Annotated in this window: 24 protein-coding genes and 1 riboswitch; of the genes, 7 read left to right on the forward strand and 17 right to left on the reverse strand. The window is 52.7% G+C overall.

The genetic code is table 11. From position 1 onward, the window contains the following. Positions 1–3 precede the first annotated feature (3 nt). The 3 genes from E1757_RS27170 (at position 4) to E1757_RS27180 (ending at position 1,940) form a co-directional block, all read left to right on the forward strand. A complete protein-coding gene (locus E1757_RS27170) occupies positions 4–450 on the forward strand; it encodes a DUF1801 domain-containing protein (protein ID WP_133234154.1) in 447 nt (148 codons plus the stop codon). A 151-nt stretch (positions 451–601) separates the two neighbouring features. Further along, positions 602–1,144 carry an AAA family ATPase gene (locus E1757_RS27175; RefSeq protein ID WP_133234156.1) on the forward strand — a complete coding sequence of 181 codons (543 nt, stop codon included), beginning with the start codon at positions 602–604 and terminating at the stop codon, positions 1,142–1,144. A 202-nt stretch (positions 1,145–1,346) separates the two neighbouring features. After that, entirely contained in the window at positions 1,347–1,940 is a 594-nt protein-coding gene (locus tag E1757_RS27180; RefSeq protein WP_133234158.1) for a YdeI/OmpD-associated family protein, read from the forward strand. A gap of 290 nt (positions 1,941–2,230) precedes the next feature. On the opposite strand, the gene E1757_RS27185 is transcribed toward E1757_RS27180, so the two are convergent. From E1757_RS27185 to E1757_RS27210, 6 genes are all read right to left on the reverse strand, one after another. Continuing rightward, positions 2,231–3,223: a Gfo/Idh/MocA family protein gene (locus tag E1757_RS27185; protein WP_133234160.1), complete on the reverse strand. Its 993-nt coding sequence runs from the start codon at positions 3,221–3,223 to the stop codon at positions 2,231–2,233. Between the two features lie 7 nt (positions 3,224–3,230). Next, positions 3,231–4,442, reverse strand: coding sequence for a Gfo/Idh/MocA family protein (locus E1757_RS27190; RefSeq protein WP_165972313.1), 1,212 nt, complete (start codon positions 4,440–4,442; stop codon positions 3,231–3,233). A 30-nt stretch (positions 4,443–4,472) separates the two neighbouring features. Continuing rightward, positions 4,473–5,285, reverse strand: coding sequence for an AraC family transcriptional regulator (locus tag E1757_RS27195; protein ID WP_133234164.1), 813 nt, complete (start codon positions 5,283–5,285; stop codon positions 4,473–4,475). A gap of 230 nt (positions 5,286–5,515) precedes the next feature. Then, entirely contained in the window at positions 5,516–6,337 is an 822-nt protein-coding gene (locus E1757_RS27200) for a sugar phosphate isomerase/epimerase family protein (protein ID WP_133234166.1), read from the reverse strand. Positions 6,338–6,352: 15 nt separating this feature from the next. Continuing rightward, positions 6,353–7,519, reverse strand: coding sequence for a dihydrodipicolinate synthase family protein (locus tag E1757_RS27205; protein ID WP_181956699.1), 1,167 nt, complete (start codon positions 7,517–7,519; stop codon positions 6,353–6,355). 15 nt (positions 7,520–7,534) lie between these two features. Next, the gene (locus E1757_RS27210; protein ID WP_133234170.1) at positions 7,535–8,686 is read right to left on the reverse strand and encodes a Gfo/Idh/MocA family protein; all 1,152 of its coding nucleotides are present in this window, start codon (positions 8,684–8,686) and stop codon (positions 7,535–7,537) included. Between the two features lie 257 nt (positions 8,687–8,943). Next, positions 8,944–9,138: riboswitch (cobalamin riboswitch) on the forward strand. Between the two features lie 165 nt (positions 9,139–9,303). Here E1757_RS27210 and E1757_RS27215 point away from each other — a divergent pair. From E1757_RS27215 to E1757_RS27230, 4 genes are read left to right on the forward strand one after another with little or no spacing between them, the layout of a single operon-like run. After that, entirely contained in the window at positions 9,304–10,071 is a 768-nt protein-coding gene (locus tag E1757_RS27215; protein ID WP_133234172.1) for an energy-coupling factor ABC transporter permease, read from the forward strand. Beyond that, positions 10,068–10,352, forward strand: coding sequence for an energy-coupling factor ABC transporter substrate-binding protein (locus E1757_RS27220; protein ID WP_133234174.1), 285 nt, complete (start codon positions 10,068–10,070; stop codon positions 10,350–10,352). Before E1757_RS27215 ends, E1757_RS27220 begins: the two co-directional genes overlap by 4 nt. Then, positions 10,349–11,155 carry a cobalt ECF transporter T component CbiQ gene (gene cbiQ / locus E1757_RS27225; protein WP_133234176.1) on the forward strand — a complete coding sequence of 269 codons (807 nt, stop codon included), beginning with the start codon at positions 10,349–10,351 and terminating at the stop codon, positions 11,153–11,155. Before E1757_RS27220 ends, cbiQ begins: the two co-directional genes overlap by 4 nt. After that, on the forward strand, positions 11,152–11,994 hold the full coding sequence (locus E1757_RS27230) for an energy-coupling factor ABC transporter ATP-binding protein (protein ID WP_133234178.1): 843 nt from the start codon (positions 11,152–11,154) through the stop codon (positions 11,992–11,994). Before cbiQ ends, E1757_RS27230 begins: the two co-directional genes overlap by 4 nt. A 59-nt stretch (positions 11,995–12,053) precedes the next feature. On the opposite strand, the gene E1757_RS27235 is transcribed toward E1757_RS27230, so the two are convergent. From E1757_RS27235 to E1757_RS27290, 11 genes are all read right to left on the reverse strand, one after another. Further along, positions 12,054–12,416 carry an S-layer homology domain-containing protein gene (locus E1757_RS27235; protein ID WP_133234180.1) on the reverse strand — a complete coding sequence of 121 codons (363 nt, stop codon included), beginning with the start codon at positions 12,414–12,416 and terminating at the stop codon, positions 12,054–12,056. A gap of 16 nt (positions 12,417–12,432) precedes the next feature. Beyond that, positions 12,433–12,804, reverse strand: coding sequence for a hypothetical protein (locus E1757_RS36645; protein WP_246079559.1), 372 nt, complete (start codon positions 12,802–12,804; stop codon positions 12,433–12,435). 236 nt (positions 12,805–13,040) lie between these two features. After that, entirely contained in the window at positions 13,041–14,912 is a 1,872-nt protein-coding gene (locus tag E1757_RS27250; RefSeq protein WP_165972315.1) for a sensor histidine kinase, read from the reverse strand. Beyond that, positions 14,905–16,419, reverse strand: a complete 1,515-nt coding sequence (locus tag E1757_RS27255) for a response regulator transcription factor (RefSeq protein WP_165972316.1) — start codon at positions 16,417–16,419, stop codon at positions 14,905–14,907. The genes E1757_RS27250 and E1757_RS27255 overlap by 8 nt, the downstream gene beginning before the upstream one ends. Before the next feature lie 109 nt (positions 16,420–16,528). Continuing rightward, a complete protein-coding gene (locus tag E1757_RS27260) occupies positions 16,529–17,491 on the reverse strand; it encodes a sugar phosphate isomerase/epimerase family protein (protein WP_133234186.1) in 963 nt (320 codons plus the stop codon). A 52-nt stretch (positions 17,492–17,543) separates the two neighbouring features. Next, on the reverse strand, positions 17,544–18,386 hold the full coding sequence (locus E1757_RS27265) for a carbohydrate ABC transporter permease (protein WP_246079561.1): 843 nt from the start codon (positions 18,384–18,386) through the stop codon (positions 17,544–17,546). Further along, positions 18,383–19,315, reverse strand: coding sequence for a carbohydrate ABC transporter permease (locus tag E1757_RS27270; RefSeq protein WP_133234189.1), 933 nt, complete (start codon positions 19,313–19,315; stop codon positions 18,383–18,385). The genes E1757_RS27265 and E1757_RS27270 overlap by 4 nt, the downstream gene beginning before the upstream one ends. 66 nt (positions 19,316–19,381) lie before the next feature. After that, the gene (locus tag E1757_RS27275; RefSeq protein ID WP_133234191.1) at positions 19,382–20,635 is read right to left on the reverse strand and encodes an ABC transporter substrate-binding protein; all 1,254 of its coding nucleotides are present in this window, start codon (positions 20,633–20,635) and stop codon (positions 19,382–19,384) included. Between the two features lie 333 nt (positions 20,636–20,968). Then, positions 20,969–22,168, reverse strand: a complete 1,200-nt coding sequence (locus E1757_RS27280) for an MFS transporter (RefSeq protein WP_133234193.1) — start codon at positions 22,166–22,168, stop codon at positions 20,969–20,971. Positions 22,169–22,206: 38 nt separating this feature from the next. After that, positions 22,207–23,172 (reverse strand): aldo/keto reductase, encoded by a 966-nt coding sequence (locus E1757_RS27285; protein WP_133234195.1) that lies wholly within the window; start codon positions 23,170–23,172, stop codon positions 22,207–22,209. Positions 23,173–23,243: 71 nt separating this feature from the next. Next, positions 23,244–24,662: an MATE family efflux transporter gene (locus tag E1757_RS27290; protein WP_165972317.1), complete on the reverse strand. Its 1,419-nt coding sequence runs from the start codon at positions 24,660–24,662 to the stop codon at positions 23,244–23,246. Positions 24,663–24,668 lie beyond the last annotated feature (6 nt).

Genomic DNA, 24,668 nt, shown 5'->3' on the forward strand with positions numbered 1-24,668 from the left:
AATATGGCAGCAATTAAGAAAACGCCGGAAACAACCGGCAAGAAACCAGTGAAGCTGTCCGGTCATCAACAAGTAATTGAATTTCTAAACAATGTCGAGCACCCGCTGAAAAAGGAAATCGAGGAAGTTCGGAAAATCATTTTAAGCGCTAATGAACACATTACGGAGCATATAAAATGGAACGCGCCGAGTTTTTGTTACGACAATGAAGATCGAGTGACCTTTAATTTGCAAGGAAAAGGCTATTTTCGACTTGTTTTTCATTGCGGAGCCAAAATAAAAGATCATGCGGGGAAAGGCACTCTGTTTGAAGACTCCACGGGATTATTGGATTGGGTTGCCGCCGACAGAGCTATTATAAAATTAACCGATATGAGCGATGTGGAGGCTAAGAAAGAAAAGCTTGCCGCGGTTGTAGCGAAATGGATCGAAGCGACGAGATTCAGGTGACGGGATTCAAGTGACGTGATAAGTCACGGGATCGAAGCAAGATTACATCTCGAAGTCAATGGAACGGACCTTCCCCTTTCTTTCACGGGAGTCGCAAAAGGTTCGCTCAACGTACGAGCAGGATAATAAAGGAGAAAGAAGTGACGACTCCATGCTGACAGAACATCCTAGCATTATTCTAATTACAGGAATAATGGCAAGCGGAAAATCAACCGTTGCTCAGCTGCTTTCCGAACGGTTCGAAAAATCGGTGCATCTGCGGGGAGATATTTTTCGGAGAATGATTGTTAATAACCGCAAAGAGGTACAGCCCGACGCCGGACAAGACGAGTTGGACCAATTGCGGCTCCGGTATCGGCTGGCCGCACAGTGTGCGGATGCCTATTGTCAAGCCGGATTTACAGTCGTCGTTCAGGATGTCGTAATCGGTCCCATGCTGAACGATTTCATTGCCATGATCCAAAGCCGCCCCTTCTATACTGTAGTTCTTTGTCCGAGCTCGTCAGTCGTTGCACAAAGGGAAGCTGCCCGTTTAAAAAAAGGATACGGTGCTTGGACAGTGGATGAGTTGGACAGTTTGTTACGAAATGAAACACCCCGAATCGGAATGTGGTTGGACTCATCCGAATTGACGCCTGAACAAACCGTTATTGAAATTTTGGCGAGATTGCAGGATGAGGCGCTGCTGTCATAAGCGGTTCGACTAGTGTCTGTATGCAAACTGTACAATCCATTAAAAAGCAGTACAATTGAGCTTATGAGACGCAGATACGAAATAAGCGATGAAGAGTGGAATGTCATTGAGCCGCTCTAACCCTGAACGATTCCGGAAATCAAATATATCAGGCAGTTGCCTGATTAAACAAATACAGTCAAAATTTGAGGGGTGTCGCTCGATGACAAATAGCAGAATGAATCCCAAGGTTGATGAATATTTAAGTAAATCCAAAAAGTGGAAGAAAGAATATGAGAAGTTGAGAAATATCGTTCTTGACTGTGAGCTGACCGAAGAATTTAAGTGGATGCATCCTTGTTACACGTTTGAGAAAAAAAACATCGTTTTAATACATGGATTTAAAGAATACTGTGCGCTTCTGTTTCACAAAGGCGTCTTGTTGCAGGATGCCCATGGGATTCTAATCCAACAAACGGAGAATGTACAGGCGGCGCGCCAGATTCGGTTCACCAATGTTCAAGAAATAGTTGAAATGGAAACCATTCTGAAAGCCTATATTTATGAAGCCATTGAAGTTGAAAAAGCCGGTTTGGAAGTGAATTATAAGAAAACGACAGAATTCGTAATTCCTGAACAATTTCAAAATAAACTCGATGAAATCCCTGCCTTGAAAACTGCTTTTGAAGCATTGACGCCGGGACGGCAAAGAGCATACATTCATTATTTTTCTGAACCCAAACAATCCAAAACTCGAGAGTCAAGGGTTGAAAAATATATGCAGCAAATTCTCAATGGAAAGGGATTAAATGATTAGCTTTTATCCAAACCATTGCGGTTGCACGTACCGGCCAGCATATGCAGCTTATTAATCTGCACGCCGGCACCATATCCGTCGCACACGACATGATGAAGAGGCTGTCCCAAAAATCATTTTCGGATTTTTGAACTCCCACTCTGACATGAATCTGCATGCGAAAAGACGCCTCCTTCCCCACTCGTCGGTGGTTCCGGGGGCGTCTTTGCTATTGGTGGGACTGGCTCACTCACGGATCCCCTTTTGGGACAGCCTCTTCGTATTTTCCGTTATAACCTTTCGGTAAGGTTCTAGAACGTAACGACCCGGTTCTCGTCTGCGGAGATGACCGCCTTCAAGCATGCTTCGGTCACGTAGAACGATTGCTCGGCGCTCACGAGGCATGTGCCGGTTCCGGCAATTTGCCTTACGAAATCCGCAAAAATGTCCGCCTTCGGCAGCAGCGGCAGCTCCCGCTCGCCTTCTTGTTCCCCGTTGATCAGCAGCACCTGCCCGCCGCGAACCTCGAGTACTCCCTCTGTTCCGGCGATCCGGATGCGGTCGTCGCCATGCGTCGGCGCCGCGGCCGGGCGTAAATAATCGATACTGACCGTTGCCGCAATTTGACCGGACATCGTGAATTGGCAAGCGGCCGACATTTCCAGCTCGCCGTTCCCTTGGTTATGCATCGCGGAATGCGAGGCATAGACGGTTTCGAACCGGGCGCCGCTAAACCAGTGCACCCAATCGATCGCATGGCTTCCAACCCACGGAATCGTGCCTCCGTAAGTCTCACGCCGCTTGAAATGCTCGCCCCGGCTGCCGAGCCGGTACGACTTTTGCGCATGCATCAGCCGGATCCCGCCGACGGCCCCGTCCCGAACCGCATGCCATGCCGTATAAAAAGCGGGATTGTAACGGATCCCGAACATCGCCGCCAGCTGCGCCCCGCCGGCATTGCGGTATGCCTCCCGCAGCATCGCCAAGTCGTCAAGCGACGTCGCCACCGGCTTTTCCACGAACACGTGAATCCCTCTGCGCAAAGCTTCTGCGGCGATTTTCGCATGGTCATGGAAAAAGCAGGCTACGGCGACGACATCGGGCCTGGCTTTGTCCAACAGTTCGCGATAATCGGCATACACGGTCGGCTCATGGCCTTCCCGTGCCGCTCTCTCCGTGAGCTTCCCGATCGGCTCGCCCTCGGAGCCCGGCGAAACGCCGACAAGACGAACCTCGGGCAATTCCCGAAGTCCGTCCATTACATAGTTGATATGGCCTGTCGAACCGATAATGGCTAATTGCAAAACCGGCTCACCCCCTGAATTCCCGGTAGCCGGCAAAATCGACGTGCTTCGCCGGCGCCGCCCAGGCCGTGCCCGTCTCCGACGGCAGCTTCCACTCGTCGAAGCAGCGTTTCAGCGTATCTGCCAAGCCTTCGACCCATACCGCGTTCGTCTCGTCGTCCAGATGCACCAGCGATTCCGGGTAACCCGGCGCTTGCGGGATCGCATCCATGGCGGCGTTGACGGCCAGAAGCTGCGAATAGGCGGCCTCGAGTCCGCACGGAACTTGGCCGCTGCCCGAAACTATCGCGTCTATGCAGACGCGCAGCTTGTCTTCGGTTTGCGTTGTGCCCGTGCTGGCATACACTTTTTGCGAGCCGTCGTGAAATTCGGCCGTAATCCGGTTATCGTTAAGGCCTTCGGCGAATGTAATCGTCGCCCGTTCAAACTCAAAGTGAAAAATCGGGCCCTCATTGTCCAAAATCGTATGAGAGGTGTAAAAATAAATATCTGCTCCGTTATCCGTCTTCACCTTCATCGTACACGTGTCGAAGGTTTCGATATCGTTCGCGCGGTACAGCTCGACGGTCGCGTTCAAGGGATTCGCGCTCCGATCGGTTGCGGGGCCGGTCAAATAAACCATGTTATGCAAAAAGTGGGCGGTCGCATTATGCGCCACGCTGTCCAAAATCCATGCGCCTGACGCGCTTTTCCGCTTGCCCTTCCAGCCGCTTTGAAAATACGACAGCGCCCGTCTCCACAGGACAATCGATTTGAGCCGTTTCGGCTTTCCGTACAGCCCTGCCAAAATATCTTGCTTCAACGCCAAAATTTGATTGTTAAACGAGAGATTATAGCCTACGGCTACAAACTTGCCGCTCCGGTCGCGCGCCTCCATCATCGTTTGCGCTTCCTGGACGGTCGCGGCCAGCGGCTTTTCGCACAGGACATGGCTTCCATGCGACAAGGCGGTGCATACGTGCTGGCAGTGAAACTGGATCGGTGTCGAAATGATAGCCAGATCGGCTTGCGATTCCGCGTAAAAGCTTTCCATATCGGTATAAAACGGTATGCCTTTGTCTCTTAGCTGCTGCACATACCGGCAGCTGTCCGGGTTCACTTCAACGACGCCGGCAATAGACGCCCTGTTGTCGTCCGCTTCCAGAAGATCTCTCACATAATTGTTCCCGTAACCGCCGATTCCAACTAATAAAATGGACACTTGTTTGTTCTCGATCATCAGCCCGTCACCCCTACTATGATTCATCGATCAGCTTTTATTTTGCTGCCTGAACATATTTGGAGACATATTCACACTATTTTTGAATGCCCGGTAAAATGTCGGCAGCGTTTCATACCCAACCTCAAAGCATATCGACACGATATCCTTGTCCGTTTCAATAAGCAGCTTTTTGGCCAGACTAATCCGGACCTCCGTTAAATATTGAATCGGCGTGATCCGGTACTGGTCCTTGAAAATATTGTTGACATGCCGGGCTCCGATTCCCAGCCTGGCGGCTATATCGCCTGCATTCAACGGTTCGAAGTAGTGCCTGTCGATGTAGCTGCGAATCCGATCCGCGCGCAAGCTGTTCGAATCCGTCACCAGCGCCGATTGGCGCGAGCGTGCCAGCGCCAGCAATATTTCAAGCATATAAATTTGCAGCGCCCAATCCCCGAGCTCGTCCTGATGGGATTGCTCGAACAGCATTTTTCGCAGCAGCTGTCTTAAATCGGCCGCCGCAAACGGATTTAACTGCAAAAATGCGGATGACGTAAAGCAGGCATGCAGCAGGCCCGTACGGGCATGCGAATCAATCGCCGTCTCCTCAAAAGCGAGCACAAGCAGCGTCAGCTTCGATTCGGAAAATACGGAATGATTCGAATGCGGCACGATCAGCGCGACGCTGTCCTGTTTAAAATCATACCTTTTATTGTCCAGCGTAATGGTTCCTTCGCCTTCCAGCGCATATAAAATTTGATGGATGGAATGATGATGCTCGTCGACGATGTCGCCGTCAAGATGCTTGCTTTCGTATAACTGGATACCGCCCAAATGCAGTTCAATCCTTTTCAGCTTCATAATAAAGCCCCCAAAACGCCCGAATATTAATGATATACCCATCTTACCGTTTTGGGGGCAAGCTCACAAGTATGTTTCTTTACAACCAGGGATAAGCGGCTTCTCCGTCGTAACGTAAGCGTAAGCGATTGTCGCGGTTGTACGAAGCATGTATGAATGTTCATATACTTGCAGCCAAGCCAAGTACACGCCATTCACAAACGTGAAGCGTGTACTCGTATCGTCTTATGTCAGCAGTGTTCCAAATAACGCTCTTTCATCAGCGCCAGCACTTCGTCGCCCGGCATATCCCAAATCGTCTGGTTAAAAATTTCAACTTCGATCGGCCCGTTATAGCCTGCCGCTTCAACGGCATGTCGGATACGGCTCAGCTCGATCACACCGTCGCCCATCATCCCGCGGCCAAGCAGCAAATCCGGAACCGGAACGAGCCAGTCGGAAACGTGGAAGCCGCGGATGCGGTCGCCTGCGCGGGCAATTTCCGTATACAGCTCAGGGTCCCACCATACGTGGAACACGTCGACGACAACGCCGACATCCTCCTTGTTAAACTTCTCGGCAAGCGTATTGGCTTGCCCCAGCGTAACGATTACCGAACGCTCTGCGGCATACATCGGATGAAGCGGCTCGATACCGAGCTTGACCCCGTGTTGGCGGGCAAACGGGATTAACTTCTCGATACCCTCCTCCACATATTGGCGGGCAGTCGCAATATCTTTGTCCGCGGAAGGACCGCAGACGAGCACGAGCACCTCCGCGCCCAGCTCGGCGGCTTCCTCCACCGCCCGGCGGTTATCGTCCAGCCTGGCTTCGCGTTCGACCGCTGTCGCCGCCGGGAAATATCCGCCGCGGCACAGGCTCGATACTTTCAGGCCCGCATCGCGAATATAGCGGCGGCTTTCAGCCAACCCCGCTTCGGCGACCTTGTTGCGCCATGGCGCTATCCATGGAATGCCGGCGCGAACGCTGCCTTCCACCGCTTCGCGCAAGCTCCACCGGTCTGTCGTAATCTGGTTCAAGCTAAGACGGTCAAAATTTTGCAGTTTTCCCATCTTGAAATCCCTCCCTTACTCATTTACGCCAGACAATGTCAATACTTTGCGCATCCGTTCCACGGCGAGATCCGGGTTAATGAATAAGCCCGCTTCATCCGCCATGACGAATAAATCCGACAAATGGACGATCGAACGCGCGCCTTCCGCGCCGCCGATCATACGGAAATGCGATTGATGGCCGTTCAAATACGCCATGAAGACGATACCCGTCTTGTAGGCATACGTCGGTCTTTGGAAAATATGCCGCGACAAATGCAGCGTTTTGTCCAAAATATGGTGGTAACGCTCCGTATCCCCCGCATCCAGCGCGTGCAGCCCCGCTGCCGCCGCAGGCGCGATCGCGTCGAATATTCCGAGCAGCGCATGGCTGAACCCCTGGTCGTCGCCGCGGATCAGCTCCGGATAGTTGAAATCGTCGCCGGTGTACATTTTCACGCCTTCAGGCAGCAAACGGCGCATTTTGATTTCTTTGCTCGCATCGAGCAGCGAAATTTTGATGCCGTCGACTTTGTCCGCATTGGCGCGAATGACGCGCAGGCATACGTCCATCGCCGCATCCGGATCTTGATGCCCCCAATAGCCGGCCAGCTGCGGGTCGAACATGTCGCCTAACCAATGCAGGATGACGGGCTGCGAAACCTGGCTTAATATTTTGCCGTAAACGCGCTCGTAATCTTCCGGACTTTTGGCGCAGGCGGCCAAAGCGCGGCTCGCCATCAGGATGATGCGTCCACCCAGCCCTTCGATGTATGAGCACTGCTCCTCGTAAGCCGCCTCCACTTCCTCCAGCGTAACGTTGGCGCTTGGCGCCAAATGGTCGGTGCCGGCTCCGGAAGCCATGTTGCCGCCGACGGCACGGGCTTCTGCGATGGAATGCCTGATCAACTCCTTGGACGCGTTCCAGTCCAGTCCCATACCGCGCTGTGCGGTGTCCATCGCTTCCGCGACGGACAACCCCAGCGACCACAAATAATAGCGGTATTCCATGGTCGCCTTGAAATCGATTTTCGATTGCGCCAATGGATCGGTATTGGAAAAAGGATCGCAAACGACATGCGCCGCGGAAAAAGCGATGCGCTTTTTCAACGGGCCTTTCGGTACTTCAAACGCGGCGGAGCGGCCGAGCTCATAGGTGTAAAGCTCGCCTCCGGCGCGCGGCAATTGAATAGATTGAGCCAAATTCATTACCCCCTCTTACAAGTTCAAATCCGGTATGTCAATCCAGCGGCGTTCTTTCCAGGACTGCAGGCCAAGCTCGGCAAGCTGCGTGCCTTTGGCGCCTTCAAGCAAGTCCCAAGGGAACGGCGTGTCGATAACGATGTGCTTCAGGAACAATTCCCATTGAATTTTAAAGCCGTTGTCAAACAGCTGGTTGTCCGGTACATTTTCCCATTGCTCCTGGAAGTTGAACGGGTTCGGAATATCCGGATTCCAGACCGGCTTCGGCGTATTTACTTTATGCTGCGTTTTGCACTCGCGAAGTCCGGCTACGGCGCTGCCGTCAGTACCGTCGACATGGATCGTAACCAGATCGTCGCGGTCTACGCGGGTCGTCCAGGAGGAGTTGACCTGCGCGACGATTCCGCCTGCGATTTCGAAGGTGGCATATGCCGCATCGTCAGCCGTACAAACGTATTTTTCGCCCTTTTCGTCAAAGCGCTCATGAATGTGGGTCACGCCCAGGCAGGAAACGGATTTCACTTCGCCGAACAAGTTGTCCAGCACGTAACGCCAGTGAGCGAACATATCGACGATGATGCCGCCGCCGTCTTCTTTGCGGTAATTCCACGAAGGACGCTGGCATGGAATCATATCGCCCTCGAATACCCAGTAGCCGAACTCGAGACGAACGGACAGGATGCGGCCGAAAAATCCGGCGTCGATCAATCTTTTCAGCTTGATCAAGCCCGGCAGAAACAGTTTGTCCTGCACGACGCCGTTCTTGATGCCTTTGTCGCGCGCCAGCTTGGCCAGCTCCAACGATTCGGCCAAGCTTTCGGCCGTCGGTTTTTCGCAATAAATATGTTTGCCGGCAGCGATCGCTTTGCGGACGCCTTGAGCGCGAAGTACGGTTGTTTGCGAATCGAAGTAAATTTGATTGTACGATTCGGCCAGGCATGCATCCAGATCGGTGGTCCAGCGCTCGATGCCGTTCGCCTCAGCCAATGCTTTCAGTTTGCTTTCCTGACGTCCGACGAGCACCGGGTCCGGCATAATGACGTCACCGTTAGGCAGCGCTACGCCACCTTGCTTGCGGATCGCTACGATAGAGCGGATCAAATGTTGATTCGTCCCCATGCGGCCGGTAACGCCGTTCATAATAATGCCCACATTAATAGTTGCCATTGTATAATTGCTCCCTTCAAATATAAAGCGTAATTAAATTGTCTTAGCCTTATTGTAACGGGTTCGGCATGCAGCGTCTTATAAATATCAGAATTCGATTATTAAATTTGGAACCGTTTGCTTAACAAACAAGTAGGGACTGTCGATTAAGGTTGGTAACGGGCAATGTGACGCTTTTTCGAAAAAAGCTGTCGGGCCAATGGACAATGGTCCGTTTTCATGTTATCTTTTATTCAATTCGTGTCATCAAACAATCGCATACTCAATATAGATGAGGTGCCTTTGCTTAAAGCAAAGGGTAACAGGGAATCGGGTGCAAATCCCGAGCGGTCCCGCCACTGTAATCGGGGAGTTTTTTCCCAATGAATGTCACTCGAACGACGAACTTCGGGGAAGACGGGAAAACATGAAGAGCCGAGAGCCAGGAGACCTACCTTATCTATGCACCCACATGCCTTCGCGGAAAGGAGAGGTGTACGCACAGTGAAGCGGCAATCGGAATCATTAGCTGTCTCTCTTTGTTACGTACCCATGCCAATCCGACAGGATTGGTTTTTTTGTTTGCAAATGTGTATGGAATGCGGTTGGGAAACATTTGTACAGGGAGGCAGTTGTCGATGAAAGCAAAAAAAGGGCTCAGCACGTTTTTACTGGCGCTCGGATTTACTGTTTATTTAACCGTGAACGAACCGCAGTCCGCTTATGCCATGCATATTATGGAGGGCTTCTTGCCTGTCGGATGGGCGGTATTTTGGTGGGCGGTCTTCATTCCTTTTTTCGTTCTGGGGTTGCGGTCTTTAATGAGGATTACGAAAGAAACGCCGGAATTAAAACTGATGCTCGGTTTGGCCGGCGCTTTCACCTTCGTTTTGTCCGCGCTCAAAATTCCGTCAGTGACCGGAAGCAGCTCCCATCCGACCGGAACCGGTCTCGGAGCCGTCATGTTCGGTCCGCTGCCGATGAGCGTGCTCGGCTCGATCGTATTGCTGTTTCAAGCGCTGCTGCTGGCGCATGGCGGACTGACGACGCTTGGGGCCAATGCGTTTTCGATGGCGGTCGCCGGCCCGATGATCGGCTATACCGTCTATCGTTCGATGATAGCGTCGACAGGCAGGCAAAAGCTGTCGATCTTTTTGGCAGCCGCCCTGGCCGATTTATCCACCTATGTAGTAACGTCCATCCAGTTGGCGCTCGCTTTTCCCGCGGCAAGCGGCGGCATCGCCGCTTCCTTCCTGAAATTCGCGGGTATCTTCGCGATAACCCAAATCCCGCTGGCCATCAGCGAAGGCTTGATTACCGTCTTAATCTGGAACTGGCTGCAGGCGTACAGCCCGGAACAGCTGTCGCTGCTGCAGCGCAGCATGAAAGGAGCGAATAAAGGATGAACCAAAGCTCGAAAAATATTTGGATCATTACGGCAGTCATCCTGTTGGCCGTTCTCCCATTGCTTCTCGTCCAGGGCGATTTCGGCGGAGCCGACGGCGCTGCGGAGCAAATGATCGGCGAACTGGCTCCCGGCTATAAGCCGTGGTTTGCTCCGTTAATGGAGCCGCCTGCGGAAACCGAGAGCATGCTGTTCGCTTTGCAGGCCGCCGCCGGGGCCGGATTCATCGGATATGCAATCGGATTTCTTCGGGGCAAAGCCGCCAAATCCAAAGCGCAATGATCCGACTTATCGATACATACGCCTACGGCAATAAACTGCGCTCCGTATCTCCGTTGTGGAAATGCGGATTCACAGCCGCCATGTTCGTGCTGTCGTACATGTCGCATCCGGCGGTCCAGCTGCTTACGGTCGGCTGGATGTGCCTGTGGACTGTCGGCCATGCCCGCATTCCGATGCGCATTTACGCAGGGCTGCTTGGCACCTGCTTTATATTTTACGCTGCGAGCCTGCCGGCTGTCCTCATCGAGATTGCTCCGTCCGGCACGCAGCTGCCGGGCACGACCGGGGCAGCGTTCTCCTTCACCTTCGCCCACTGGACGGCCTATATACCGGACAGCGGCGTTCACGCGTCTCTTCTATTATTATGCCGAACCGCGGCCTGCGTATCCTGCCTGTCCTTTATGATGCTGACTACGCCCGTTTCCGAGCTGCTTCAGGTCATGAAATGGCTCCGCATGCCGTCCCTCGTCATCGAGCTGATGCTCATTATGTACCGGTTTTTATTTCTGCTCGACACGGCAGCGCACGACATGTATACAGCGCAGATGGCGCGCGGTGGCCATTCGGGCTTCAAAAGCAGACTTGCCGATACTGCGTCCCTCGTCGTCAGGCTGTTCACCAAAACGATGCAGCGCTACAAGCAGCTCGCCAACGGGCTGATCGCAAGAGGCTTTACCGATGAGATCCATATGGCCCCGTACCGGGCCGTTTCCGTACCTGCCCGTTATTGGCGGGAAAGCTGTGCCGGAATCGCCGCTTTATTGCTTGTAGAATTATGGCTTCGCTGGAGGATTCTGCTGTGAAATCGATTATGGAAGCATTGGAAGTCAACTATCAATACCCCGGCTCTGCAGCTGATGCTCTGAACGGCTTGACAATGAGCATTCCGGAAGGAAAACGAACGGCGATTTGCGGCCATAACGGCTCGGGCAAATCCACCTTCTTTTTGCATGCTGTCGGCATTCACCGACCTGCGGCAGGGCTCCTGACCTGGAAGGGGACTCCCCTGTCGTATGACAGAAAGCAGCTGCAGCTGCTGCGGCAGCGCGTAGGGCTCGTGTTCCAGGATCCGGAGCAGCAATTGATATTGAATACGCCCTTCGAGGATATTTCGTACGGACTTCGCAATGCGCGGGTACCGGAGGATGAAATCCGCGTCCGTACGCTGCACATCCTCGATTCGATGGGGCTGGGCCAGTTGGCGGATACGCCGCTTCATCATCTGAGCCTCGGACAAAAAAAACGGGTCGCCCTGGCCGGCGTGCTCGTGCTTCGGCCGGAGCTGCTGCTGCTGGATGAGCCGACCGCTTATTTGGACCGCTCGTCCGAACGGCAGCTGCTGGAAGAATTGAGCCGTATTCACGAATCCGGCATAACGGTCGTCATGGCAACGCATGATATGAACCTGGCCTACGCTTGGGCGGATTGGGTTTTGGTCATGGATCGCGGACAATGCGTAATGCAGGGACCGCCGGAGGAAGTGTTCCGCGATGAAGCGAGACTGCAGGCTCTCGGACTTGAGCTGCCCCTGCTGCTGGAGCTATGGCAGGCGCTTCCCGAAGCGATGCGGAATGGAGTAGCGCCGCCGCGAAGCGTTGAGGAACTGAAGCGGGTCGCTCTCCAGTTCCATTATTCTTGCTAAAAAAAGAGGCTGTTCCTAAGTCTAGTTTGCAGACTTAGGAACAGCTTTGTACGGTTACTCTACTTTTTTAAAGTTAATGCTCTTTGAATGACAGTTACTGCTTCCGCGCGGGATGTATTCCCTTGTGGTTTAAGCGTACCATCCGGGTACCCGTCTAGCAGCCCTTTCGAAGTCGCTGTTGCAATCGCAGCTTTTGCCCAATCCGAAATCTCCGCGCGATCAGTGTAATTCGCGCCTTCTGACGCAATATCCATTTTAGCGGCATGAACCATTATGACGGCCATTTGTTCACGAGTAATATAATCGTCCGGGCCAAAGGTTGTATCGCTATATCCCGAAACCAATCCTTGCGCTTCGGCTGTGGAGATAGCAGCTTTTGCCCAATGTTGGCTTGTATCGGCAAGCATCTTCATCCATTTCATTTCAATTTTCCCACCTTTATTTATTATTGTATATCGATGAACCCTTTGGTAAGGAATACACCCGAAAAATCAACCTTTGACCGCGCCTGCCGCCATTCCCTGCACCATGTACTTCTGAACAAAAGCGAACAGAACGACCACAGGGAGCAAAGAAAGTGAAAATCTTTACAAAGTTGTCCAAGCCGGCGAAGCTATTATAGTAAGGCTTGCTTGGGTTATAATTTTGTAAACTGAAGTAAAACACGTTAAGCATCGGGTAAAACAAAAACGAAACGATCAGCAACACCGTGGGTGCGATAAACAGATAGGGAATCCAGTGAATCCGCGCCCTTCTTCGAACCGAAGGCTTAGGCATACCGGATACCTTAACAGCTTTTGCTTCCATCATTCTGTACATTCACTCCTTTTCATGCCCTAATTGTATTGCAAAGCATGGATTCAATGGAATGAAATAAACGCATCAAATTGTTAAAAATTATAATCAGTTCTTTTACCGGCCGACTTCCTGTTTACCTTCCAAGATTCGACCTGACAGCAGAAAAAAGGTACAGTCTCCTCATTTTTCGTGAGTGACTGTACCTTTTCTCATTGTTACTGCGCGGCGGGTTTGGATTCGCCTACCGGCTATTCCTCTTTCATCCCAAGCATAGCGCTCTCCGTTATTTGAATTCGCACCGTCGTCCCGCTTGGCGCGGACCGGCTTGAGACGAGCGTCATCCGGTAATGGCCGCCGTAAATCATTTTTAACCGGGAATCGACGTTCTTCATGCCGTAGCCGCCGGAGGAAATCGCTCCTTTTTCCAGTACGCCGGTCTCCATCAGCTCCAATTGCTTCTGAACCTGCTCCGGCGTCATGCCGACTCCATTGTCGGATATTTCCAATATGACTTTTCCCTCCGACCGCCGGCCGGTCACCTGCAGGATACCCTGCCTGCGCACTCTGCGAATGCCGTGAACGATCGAATTTTCGACCAGCGGCTGCAGCATCAATTTTCCGATCGGATATCCGGCGACATCATCATCCAGATCGACGATAAACGCAAATCTGTCCTCGAAGCGGATTTTTTGAATATTCAAGTAAATCCGGATCATCTCGAATTCCTCTTGCAGCGTAATGAATTCTTTCCCTTTGCTTAAAATAAGCCGAAACAGCTTGGACAGCCCGTTCACCATTTGACTGATCCGGGTTTGATTGTTTTCCAGCGCCAGCCAATTGATCGAATCGAGCGTGTTGTACAAAAAATGAGGATTGATCTGATATTCCAGCACCCGCAATTCAAACAGACGCTTGAGCCGCTGCTGCTCCCGCAAATCGTCCAGCAGCCCTTCGATATGGATGGCCATCGAGTTGAACGTATCCCCGATAATGCTGATTTCGTCGGTTCCTTTCAGTTCGATCCGGGTGCCCCACTGCTTTTGCCCGAATGTGCGCATCGCCCGGTTCAACGCCCCGAGCCGCTGCGACAGCATCTTCGTGCCCTGAAGCGAAATGAGAAACGCGAGCAGCAAAAAAAACGCGTAACCATAGTACAAATTGTTGCGGAAGACGGCGGCCTGGCTTTTAATATACTCGGCATCCAGCCCGACGAATAAAAATTCCTGCTCCTCGTTTTGCCGGATGACCGTACGCCACTCCCGCCCGTTTAAGTTTATTTCCGTCAGGCCTGAACTGACGCTTGCGAGCGGGCGGGGCAGCAAAGGTCCATGGCCTCCGATCATTTTATGGTCGTCGTAGATCATCCAGGTCGTTTCCGTTTTATTAACGAGACCAAAAATCATCTGCCCGAAATAATTGTACGTATGAAAAGAATCCCTCACCGCATTTAACGATAAATTGACCAGCACATAGCCGATTACCCGCTTTGGCTGGTTCGTTCCATATATTTTGCGTCCGATCGTAATCATATCGGCATTTTTCGTCACCGCGTCGTTCACGCTCCATGCCAAACCGGACTGTTCGGGAGAAGCAATTTCGCGCAGCAGCAGCGATTTGGTCAAATCGCTTGCGTTTAATTGGTAATTTTCCGATGTATTCAAATAAATCGCATGATTGGAATCAATGATGGCGATGGAAAAAATATTGTTCCATACCAGCCGCTGTCTCGATAAAATCGAACGCATTATTTCCTGGTTCGCATAATCCTCATGCAGCGTGTAGCCGTAGGCCGCTCCCTCCCGTTCCTTCTGGGCAAGCCCCGCATCCTTCAAACTGCCGGATAAAATACGCTGCACCTCCGGCTCAATCAATATCTGGTTGGTCAAAGTCGTCACATCGTTGAACAACGCTCTAAGCTCGCGGCTCGTCGCATGCTCAAGCACATACAGCGTATTGTCCATCTCGTCGATTTTTTGCTGGATCTGCTTGTTCATCAGCTGGTTAATGATCAGCAATAGCAGTAAATTGGGGATGACGATCAACAATATCAGCTTGACGAAAATTTTACGCTTGAGCGTTCTGTAAAACCCGGAGCAAAACCGGAGCAGCCGTTTAAGCATAGGTGCCGAGTCCATCCTTATAGTCGGTTGGATTGACGCCAACCCATTTTTTAAAATAGCTGCTGAAATAAAGCGGATTCCCGTAACCGACCCGGTCGGCGATTTCGCATATTTTCAAATCGGGCTCATGCAGCAGCAGTTTCGCCTTCTCCATCCGAAGACGTGCCAGAAACTGCATGCAGGAGAGCCCCGTCTGCTTGCGGAACATATGGGTCAAGTAATTCGGATGGACGGATACCCGTTCGGCAAGGCTGTTCAGCGACAGCGAATGGTCCGCATAGTTTTCTTCCATATGAACCATGACCTTATGAACCATATCGCTGCCCGGCCGCGGCTTTAGCCGTCCGCACAGCGAAATGCAAGAGTCGAGCCATTTTTCCATATAATCAACGACGGAGGGCAGCGGCAAATGAAGTAATTGAGGGGGCTTGGGACATTCGATATCCAATTGCCCCAGCAAGCCTTCCATCGACTCGATCAGCTTGTAAAAGCCTTGAAGCACAAGCTCCATGCCGAAATTATGCTCCAACAGCGTGTGGATGAAAGCATGCGCCGCGACGCGCATCTCTTCGATATCGCCCGCCCGCGCCGCCAGACGAAGCTGCTGTACCTGTTCCAACGGAAAAAAGAAATGCTCGTTGATCCGGCTTTCCAAACGGTCCACCGCACCCGCCAAGGAAGGCTGGAGCTCAAGCAGTCCGTGCGCCGTCTCTCCCGTCTCGAAAGCTATCGGGATGCCCAGCACGCTTTCGGCCAATGAACCAAAACTATCCAACGCCTCCCAATCCGGTTGAGCGCCGCGCGTTCCGAACACGAGAGTGCCCGTTTCTTTGATCATCACGAACCCTGCCGTTCCGGATAATACCACTTCCGTAAACAGCTGTTTGACGGCTACGCTGTACAGCAGCATATCTCTTTGCGACAAATCCATCCCGTATTTGCATACGCGGACGACCCCGCCGACGAAATGCGCATCCAGCGAAAACGGAAAGCAGCCGGCAAAATCGCGCAGCTCCGATGCGGAGACGAGCCGCCCTTCCAGCAAATCGGACAGCAGCTTGTCCCTGACATACAGCGTGGCATTGGCCGTCAGCTGCTCCATGCGCAGCGGGTCCGCATATCGGGTGCGCTCCTTCCTGATTTCTTCGCGGATACCGTCCAGTACGGAGAACAGCTCCGGCGGCTCCACAGGCTTCGTAATGTACCGGCATACTTTCAGATCAATCGCCTTTTGCGCGAGATGGAACTCTCCATGCCCGGATAAAATAGCGCACCGGATGTGAGGGTACTGACCGCTTACCCGTTCAATGAACTCCAGGCCATCGATATACTGCATGAATATATCCGTAATAATCAAATCAGGCGGCGCATCGGCGCTTTTCAGCCATTCCAGCGCGCTCTCACCATCATCGGCCGTCCCGACGACGCGGAAGCCGTCAAATTGACCGATCGCTCTTTCGAGCCCTTTACGAATAATAGCTTCATCGTCGACAATCAGGATGTTCATGCGCTGCTCCTCCTTAGGGTGCATTGTACCCTTCTAACTATAGCTCATTCCCGTTGGGCTGCCTAGAAGACCGGCGAACTAACATCCGCGCCATTAGCTCGCGACGCTATCAAGCCCAATACATTTCACCCGACGTTTCCGTAATCAGCACGTCCTGCAGGAAGCGCACCGCCTTCGTAAAGCCTTCCTGCACCGACATCAATCCGTCTTCATGCTCGATACTGATTGCCCCGTCGTAGCCTGCCGTCCGCAATGCGCTGACAATATCTTTCCATACCTCCGTTCCATGTCCGTATCCGACCGTTCGAAACGTCCATGAGCGATGTTTGACGTCTTTATAAGACTTCGTATCCAGAACACCGTTTAGCGCGTTATTATGCGGATAGATGGCCGTATCTTTGGCATGGAAATGATAAATTTTATTTTGCAGCGCATAAATACATGCGACCGGGTCCATTCCCTGCCAGAACAGATGGCTCGGATCGAAATTGACGCCGACATGATCGCCCGCCGCCTCGCATAAGCGAAGAGCCGTCTCCGAATTGTAGACGACAAAGCCGGGATGCGGCTCAACGGCCACCTTGATCCCTTGCTCGCGAACGAATTGTCCCATCTTCTCCCAATAAGGGAGAACCCGCTCTTCCCACTGCCAGGCAACGGTATCGGAGAAGTCGGTCGGCCATGGACAAGTGATCCATACCGGACGCTGCGATGTTTCGGATTCCCCCGGGCAGCCGGAGAAATTGACGACCGTGTCGACGCCGAGCTCCTTGGCGAGCAGGATCGTCTGTTCGAATTCGCGGTGGTGCAGCTCGGCAACGGCGCTGTTCGGATGCAGCGGATTGCCGTGGCAGCTCAACGCGCTGACCGTAATGCCGTGCTTGGTCAGAAGCTCCTTGATCCGCATCAGCTGCTCCCGGTTTCCAAGCACTTCCGACGGATTCAGGTGGTGGTTGCCGACATACCCTCCGGTTGCAATCTCCACGGTTTGCACGCCCTGCCGGGCGACATAGGCCAATGCATCCTCCAAGCTGTGACGGCGAAATAACGTTAAAAATACGCCCAGTTTCATGTGTAACCTTCCCCTTTCATAAATGAAATTCCATGTACGAATAAAATTGAATTCAATCTTTCATCGCGCCGTTCGTCAGACCGCCGACAATGTACTTCTGCATCGTAATAAAGATCAGGATGATCGGGAGCGCCGCAATCGTCGCCACCGCCATCAGATTGTTCCACTGCGTGCCGTATTCGCCTATAAATTTGTAGAGCCCCATCGTCAGCGGGCGAATCGCTTCGTTGGTCGTCAGCGTCAGCGCAAACAGGAAATCCCCCCAGCCCCACAGAAAGCAAAAGGCGCCGACCGTCAGCAGGCCTGGTTTGACCAGCGGCAGGACGATGAGTGCGAACGCGCTGAATTTGTTGCTGCCGTCGATCATTGCGGCCTCTTCCAGACCTGCCGGCAGCGCCAGGAAGTAAGGACGCAGCACCAGTATCGCAAACGGCAGCGAATGCGTCGTGTTCGCAATGATCAATGCCGTGAAGCTGTTGATCAGATTGATCTTGGAAAATGCGATGAACAGCGGCATCGCCAGCATGATGCTCGGCAGCATCTGAGTGGCCAGCAGCAGGATGAGAATGGCCGCCTTGCCTTTCATTGGAAGCCGGGCCAATCCGTATGCGGCAGGAGCCGCAAGCAGCAGCGTCAGCAGCATGCTCCCCGTCGCGATAATAAAGCTGTTGCCGATATAACCGAGCATCTCGCGGTTCTTGATGAAATTATCGATATAGGAGCTGAAGCTCGGCGCATGCGGAAAATAATGAGGCGGCTTGGCGAACAGCTCATCCATCGGTTTGATCGAGGTTACAATCATCCAGTAAACCGGGAACAGAAACGACAGTACAATCACAATGCCGATCAGCGAAAACGCATAATTCCGATAATCATAACGTGCTTTCCCGATCAATGCTGCTCCTCCTTCCTCATCAGCCAGAGATAGCCCGCTGCCAGCACCATCAAGATGAGAAACATGAAGCTGGCGACCGTCGCTCCGAGACTGAACTCAAAATTCGTAAATGCGAGCCGGTATGCGTACAGCGGAAAAACGGTTGAAGCATTTACCGGTCCGCCGCCGGTCATAATATAGATCAGATCGAACACTTTAAACGTATAAATGATGCCCAGCATCAGCAGCACCAGAATCGTCGGTCTGAGCAGCGGCAGCGTGATGTACGCGAACTGATTCAGCCGGCTTGCCCCGTCTATTTTCGCAGCCTCGTACAAATGCCCGGGCAGCGATTGCAGGCCTGACAACAAAATGACCATATTAAACGGGATGCCGACCCAAATATTCGCGAACACTGTGCCGAGCAGCGATGTGCTCTCGTCCGTCAGCCAAAATTTCGGTTTATCGAGCAGCCCGGCTGTTTGCAATATATGGTTAAAAATGCCATGATCCCCGGAAAACATCCATTTAAATAACGTCCCTGTAATGACAATCGGCAGCATCCAGGCCAGCAGCATCAACGAGCGCATAATGTCCCGCCCCGGAAATTTGCGGTTAAAAAATAAGGCCAGCGCAAACCCGATCACAAATTGAAGTCCGATGCTTCCGACCGTGAATACGGCAGAGTTGCGAAAAGAGATGCGGAACAACTCATCTTTGAACATGGCTGCGTAATTGCTGAACCCGACAAAATCATGGTCGCCCTTTAAATTCATCAGCGTCACGTTTTGAAAGCTGATCCACAAGTTGTACAAAATCGGAAACACAAGAAAGCAAATCATAAATAACACGCCGGGCAGCACGAACGTATAATTGCTCACTCTGCTCCACCGCAGCCTGCGGTTCGTTTTTGCTGCGGAAGGCACGTTCACTGAAGTTTGAATGTCCATGGGTCTCCCTCGTTTACTGAAAAGATTAGGGAAGCAGCGGCATGCCGCCCCTTCCCTTTTGCGTCCTTACTGCAGTAAAGGCTTGATTTTGGCATCCGTTTCTTTGACGGCATCCTCCGGCGATTTGATTCCGGTCAACACCTGCTGGATCATTTCCTGAATCGAATCGGAAATTTTCGGATAGTTCGCACCGTAAGCGCGAGCCTTCGCTACATCCATGCTGTCGGCGAATATTTTCATCAGCTTGTCGCTTTGCCATACCGGGTCCTGGATCAGATCCTTACGGGCCGGGAGACGCCCCGCCGCCTGCAGGAAGTTTTTCAAATATTCCGGCTGCTGTGCATATTTGACGATATCCCAGGCAATATCTTTATGCTTGGTGGTCGAGGTGATCGCCCAATTTTCGCCGCCAAGAATCGTGCCTCCCTGCTTGTTGACCGGCAAAGTGACGATGTCCCATTTGAACTTCGCATCTTTTTTCAGCACTGGAATTTGCCATGTGCCGTTCACCATCATCGCGACATTGCCTGCCGCAAACTGCAGCATCACCGCCTGCTGATCCTGACCCAGCACTTCCTTCGACATATAACCGCCATCCACCAAATCTTTCCACAGCTTGACGGCCTCAATCGTGCCCGGACTGTTGAAATTGTTCAAATCGGAGCCGCTCTGCCATACGAACGGCAAAAATTGGAATGTCCCCTGCTCATTGCGAACGGCGGATGCGGCCATTCCGTAGACGCCGGGTTTGGTTAATTTTTTTGCCGCGTCTTTCAACTCGGCCCAATTCGCAGGAGGTTTAATTCCCGCGGCATTCAGCATATCGGCATTGTAATATAAGGCCAGGTTGTTGCTGCTGTTGGGAACGCCGTAGTTTTTGTCCTTATATAGAGTCGAAGACCAAGGTCCCTTGTAGTACTGATCGGCTTGTCCCCATTCTTTCACTTCCTTCGTAATATCGGCCAGCACGCCTGCGGCGGCAAACGCCTGGTGGTCCGGATTGTCGATCCATACGATATCGGGAAGCTGTCCGGCGGCGGAGCCCAGCAGGAGCTTGTTTTTCAAATCGCCGAAAGGAACGTATGTACGCTCGATCTTGACATTCGGATGCTCCTTCATATAATCGGCAATGACCTTGTTCAGCGCCGCTACCATTTCTTCCGAGTTCATATAATCCCACCAAGTAATTTTAACCTGCTCGCCGGTTCCGGGCGCGTTCTTGGAATTGTCCGCGGCTTTCGTCCCCGGAGTCGGATTATTGCAGGCGGCCAGCAGCAGGAGTACAAAAATAATCGCGATATGCCCTGCACGTTTGATCAATTGGATTTCCCCCTTATGTGGTTTAATGGCTTTCCGTTCGTTGAATTTTACTTACGGAATGATAACGCTTACGGATTTCAATATAGCGAACATTCGCTTGTTTGGGAATTAACAAACTTAAGCAGTTCACATGAATAATGTTAAGCGCGTTCATTCACTCGGTCGTCCGAAAAGCTGCTTCATTGAACTTGGATCCATATTTAGGCAAAATGCATAGTTTTCCTGGCCGAACAACAAAAAATCCCGCGTCCCCGGCCAGACGGCCAGTAAGACTCAGGATCGTTTGACAACAGTTATCGTCCATGCGCGACCGACCGAAGCGCTACGCCATCATCATGACGCGACATCGGTGCCGGTCTGCTTCTGCTGCGGCTGCAAATGCAAATGCTTTTTCACGACGGCGAAAAAGAACATCATCGCGGCTGTACATATGGCGGCGCATACGGCAAAGCCGGATCCGATACCGAACAAAGCGGCGTAGCCTCCGCCGGCCAGTCCGCCAAAAACGCGGCTGCCGCCCGACAGCATGATCGAGTTCATCATTTGACCGCTTGCTTTCAGTTCCTTCTGCACATGCCGGTTCACATATTCGGCGAGACATAAATAGAACAACATAAAGGTTCCGCCATGCAGCACCCAACATAAAATGACGGTAAATTTCGTAACGACGGTCGCGTACAAAATCCACCTGACGACATGGATCAGGCCGGAAAACAGTAAAATGTTATAAATGCCGAAACGCGCATACAGCCGGTCGAAAAAAATCATAAACGGAAATTGGCTGATCGAGCCGATCATGATCCCGATTCCGATCAGGCTGGTGCTAATGCCTTGATTTTGACTGTACACCGCATGAAAGGTAAAAAAGAAGCCGATCGTCGATTCCATCGCAAAGGTGTATATATAGAGCAAAAGCAGCGGCCTGTTCGCAAAAAGCTCCTTCAGCTTTACTTTCGATTTTCGCTGATGGCCCTCCACTCTCGGAATGCCTAGCGCAAACAGGAAAGCGGCGAACGTCATCGCCGAGAAAACGGGAAACATGTAATCGATATTCCGGTCAAGAATCCAGCCGGCGACCGCAGACATCGCTGCATAGCCGACCGAGCCGGCCGTGCGCACCCGGGAGAAATTAAAGCTCGACTTGTTCGCAAGCTCCAGCGCAATCGTATCGCTGAGCGGGTTAACGACGCATTGCGCCACGCCAAACACAATCGTCGCCAGCAGCAGCAGCCAAAAATGGGTGCCCGCCAGCGGGACAAGCCAAACCGTTGCGGAGGTCAGCAGCAGGCTGACCAGCAATATGCGGTTTTTGGAGGCCGACCTGTCCGCCGCCAGCCCCCATAGCGGCTGTACGAACAATGCAATAACGGAGCCTGCCGAGGTCAACAGCCCGATGGTAAAAAGATCAAGCTGAATTTTATTGTAATACAGGCTGATGTAGGAGGAGAATGCGCCTAACGCCATAAACACAAGCGCATAATAAAACGATACATAGGCGTAAATCGTTTTTCCCGATTGGTTGGAAACGTTCATCGTCGGTTATTCTCTTTCCGCAAAAAGTTTTTTAATGCTTAGGACACCCGATCCACTACGGCCAGCTCCTCGTCCGTCAGACGTTCCCCGACATGCTGCACGGCATCGCCGATTTGTTCGGGCCTCGACGCACCCAGAATGGCGGAGGTTACGTTCTTATTGCCGAGCACCCACGCTAAAGCGAATTGCGCCAGCGTCCAGCCTCTCTGCTCGGCCAAAGGACGGATCGCTTCGACGATCCGGTGGTTGCGGTCGACTTCGAGCAGCGATTGGAGTCTCCGTTCGCCCGACGCACCGCGCGTTCCGGCCGGGGGCGCTTCGCCCTGACGGTATTTGCCGGTCAGCAGCCCTCTGCCGAGCGGACTATATACGATGACGCCGACCCCTTCGGATTGTACAAACGGCAGCAGCTCCGCCTCGATGTCTCTTGTAATGATGCTGTATTCCGGCTGAACGCTTTCAAACCGGTGAAGCTGGTTCAAAGCGCTGACCCCGTGAGCTTTGGCGATTTGCCATGCGGCGAAATTCGAGCAGCCGATATAGCGAACTTTGCCCGATCTGACCAGATCGTCGAGTGCCCGCAGCGTTTCCTCCAGAGGCGTATGAGGATCGAACCGGTGAACCTGGTACAAATCGATATAATCGGTTTGCAGCCGTTTCAGGCTCGCCTCGACGGCGCGGAATATATGGTATCGGCTCTGGCCGGAATCGTTGGGACCAAGCCCGACTTTACCGTGCACCTTGGTGGCCAACAGGATCCGGTCTCGCCGGCCTCCCATAATGCTGCCCAGAATCGTCTCGGACTCCCCGGATTCAAGCGGGTTGTCCCGGTCCATCCCTTTGCCGTACACATCCGCCGTATCGAACAGCGTGATGCCCGCCTCCAAGGCGGCATCGAATACGCTGCGCGACTGAGCCTCGTCGATCCAACGTCCGAACGCCATCGTGCCCAAGCTGACCTCGGATACTTTCAAGCCGGTTCTTCCCAATCTTCTGTGGTTCATTTCGGATCACATGCCTTTCTATAAGAAATTTTTTTGCAAGAAACCATGTTTATATGCGGCGGATCTCCGGTCTATACCCTGGCTGTCTTCCAGACCCCCCGCTTATACCGGGCATGGATCAGAACGGAACGGACGAATTGATCCGCTGCGGCGGCCGCCCATATTCCGGCAATGCCCCATTTCAGCGCGTACACGAACAGCAGGCTTAACGCGACGCGGAAGCCCCATACCCCGACCAGCGTCGAATACAGCGGATAGCGCGTATCCCCCGCGCCTCTGAGCGCTCCGCCCAAAATAAACTGGGTCGCCTGCGACACCTGAATGAAGCCCATGATGCGCAGACCGACAGCCCCCTGGGCAATAACGGCCGGGTCTGGCGTATACATCATCATGATGTAAGGAGCGAATGCAATAAATACAACTCCCATCCCGCCTGCTACAACCATCCCGATTTTACGAACCTGCCACCCGTACTTTTCGGCCAAGTCCGGCTTGTTCGCGCCAAGCGCCTGACCGACCAAGGTGGAAGCCGCAATGGAAAAAGCCATCCCCGGCATAAAGGTAAGGCCGAAAATGTTAAACGCGATCTGAGTCGCCGCCAGCGCCACGGTTCCGAGACTGGCCGCCACCTTGACAAACACCAGCATGCCGAGCCGCATCACGATTTGTTCAATCGCCGTCGGCAGGCCGATCTTGAGGATACGGCCGATCATCTCCCGGTCGACCTGCAGCAGGCCGCGGGCCGTCAGCCGGATCGTATATTTGCCGCTAAACATGACCGCAACGACCCATACCATGGAAACGAGCTGCGAGATGATCGTAGCGATCGCCGCTCCTGTCACACCCAGCTCGGGCAGGCCGAAGACGCCATATATCAGCGGAAACCCGATGACAACGATGAGCACATTGGACAGCACGTTAATTTTCATCGGGGTGCGCGTATCGCCGGCACCTCGTAAAATGGCCGTCAATGCCATCGAAATCGTATTAAAGCCGATCGATAAAAAAATGATTTCCGCATAACGCAGCCCATGCGCCACGACATCCTCGCCGGCCCCCATCAGCCTCAGCAGATCGGCGGCAAACACGTAGCCGAGCGCCACCACGACCACCGACAGTACGATGTTGAGCGCAAAAGCCTGGCTGGCGGCGCGATTCGCTTCCATAATTTTGCCCGCACCGACCGCCCTTGCGACAATAACCGTAGTGCCTACGTTCATCGTCATAAACACGGCAAGCAGCAATAAATAAGGCTGGCTGGTCAAGCCGACTGTCGCCACCGCTTCAGGACCTACCCGGCCTACCAAAATCATGCTGAGCATCTGCATGAAATTGATCAGCAGCATTTCCACCAACGACGGGCCCGCGAGCTGCAAAATAATTTTGCGGATCGCCTTGCGGTCGTTCGGATCGGCCAATGCGGCTTCCGAAGCGGTCATCCGTTCGTCCTCTTCCGAGGGTTGTTCCTTGTCCTGCGATTGCGCTTTCATGAAGTC

It is taken from the genome of Paenibacillus piri (genome assembly GCF_004354045.1).
GTDB lineage: Bacteria > Bacillota > Bacilli > Paenibacillales > NBRC-103111 > Paenibacillus_S > Paenibacillus_S piri.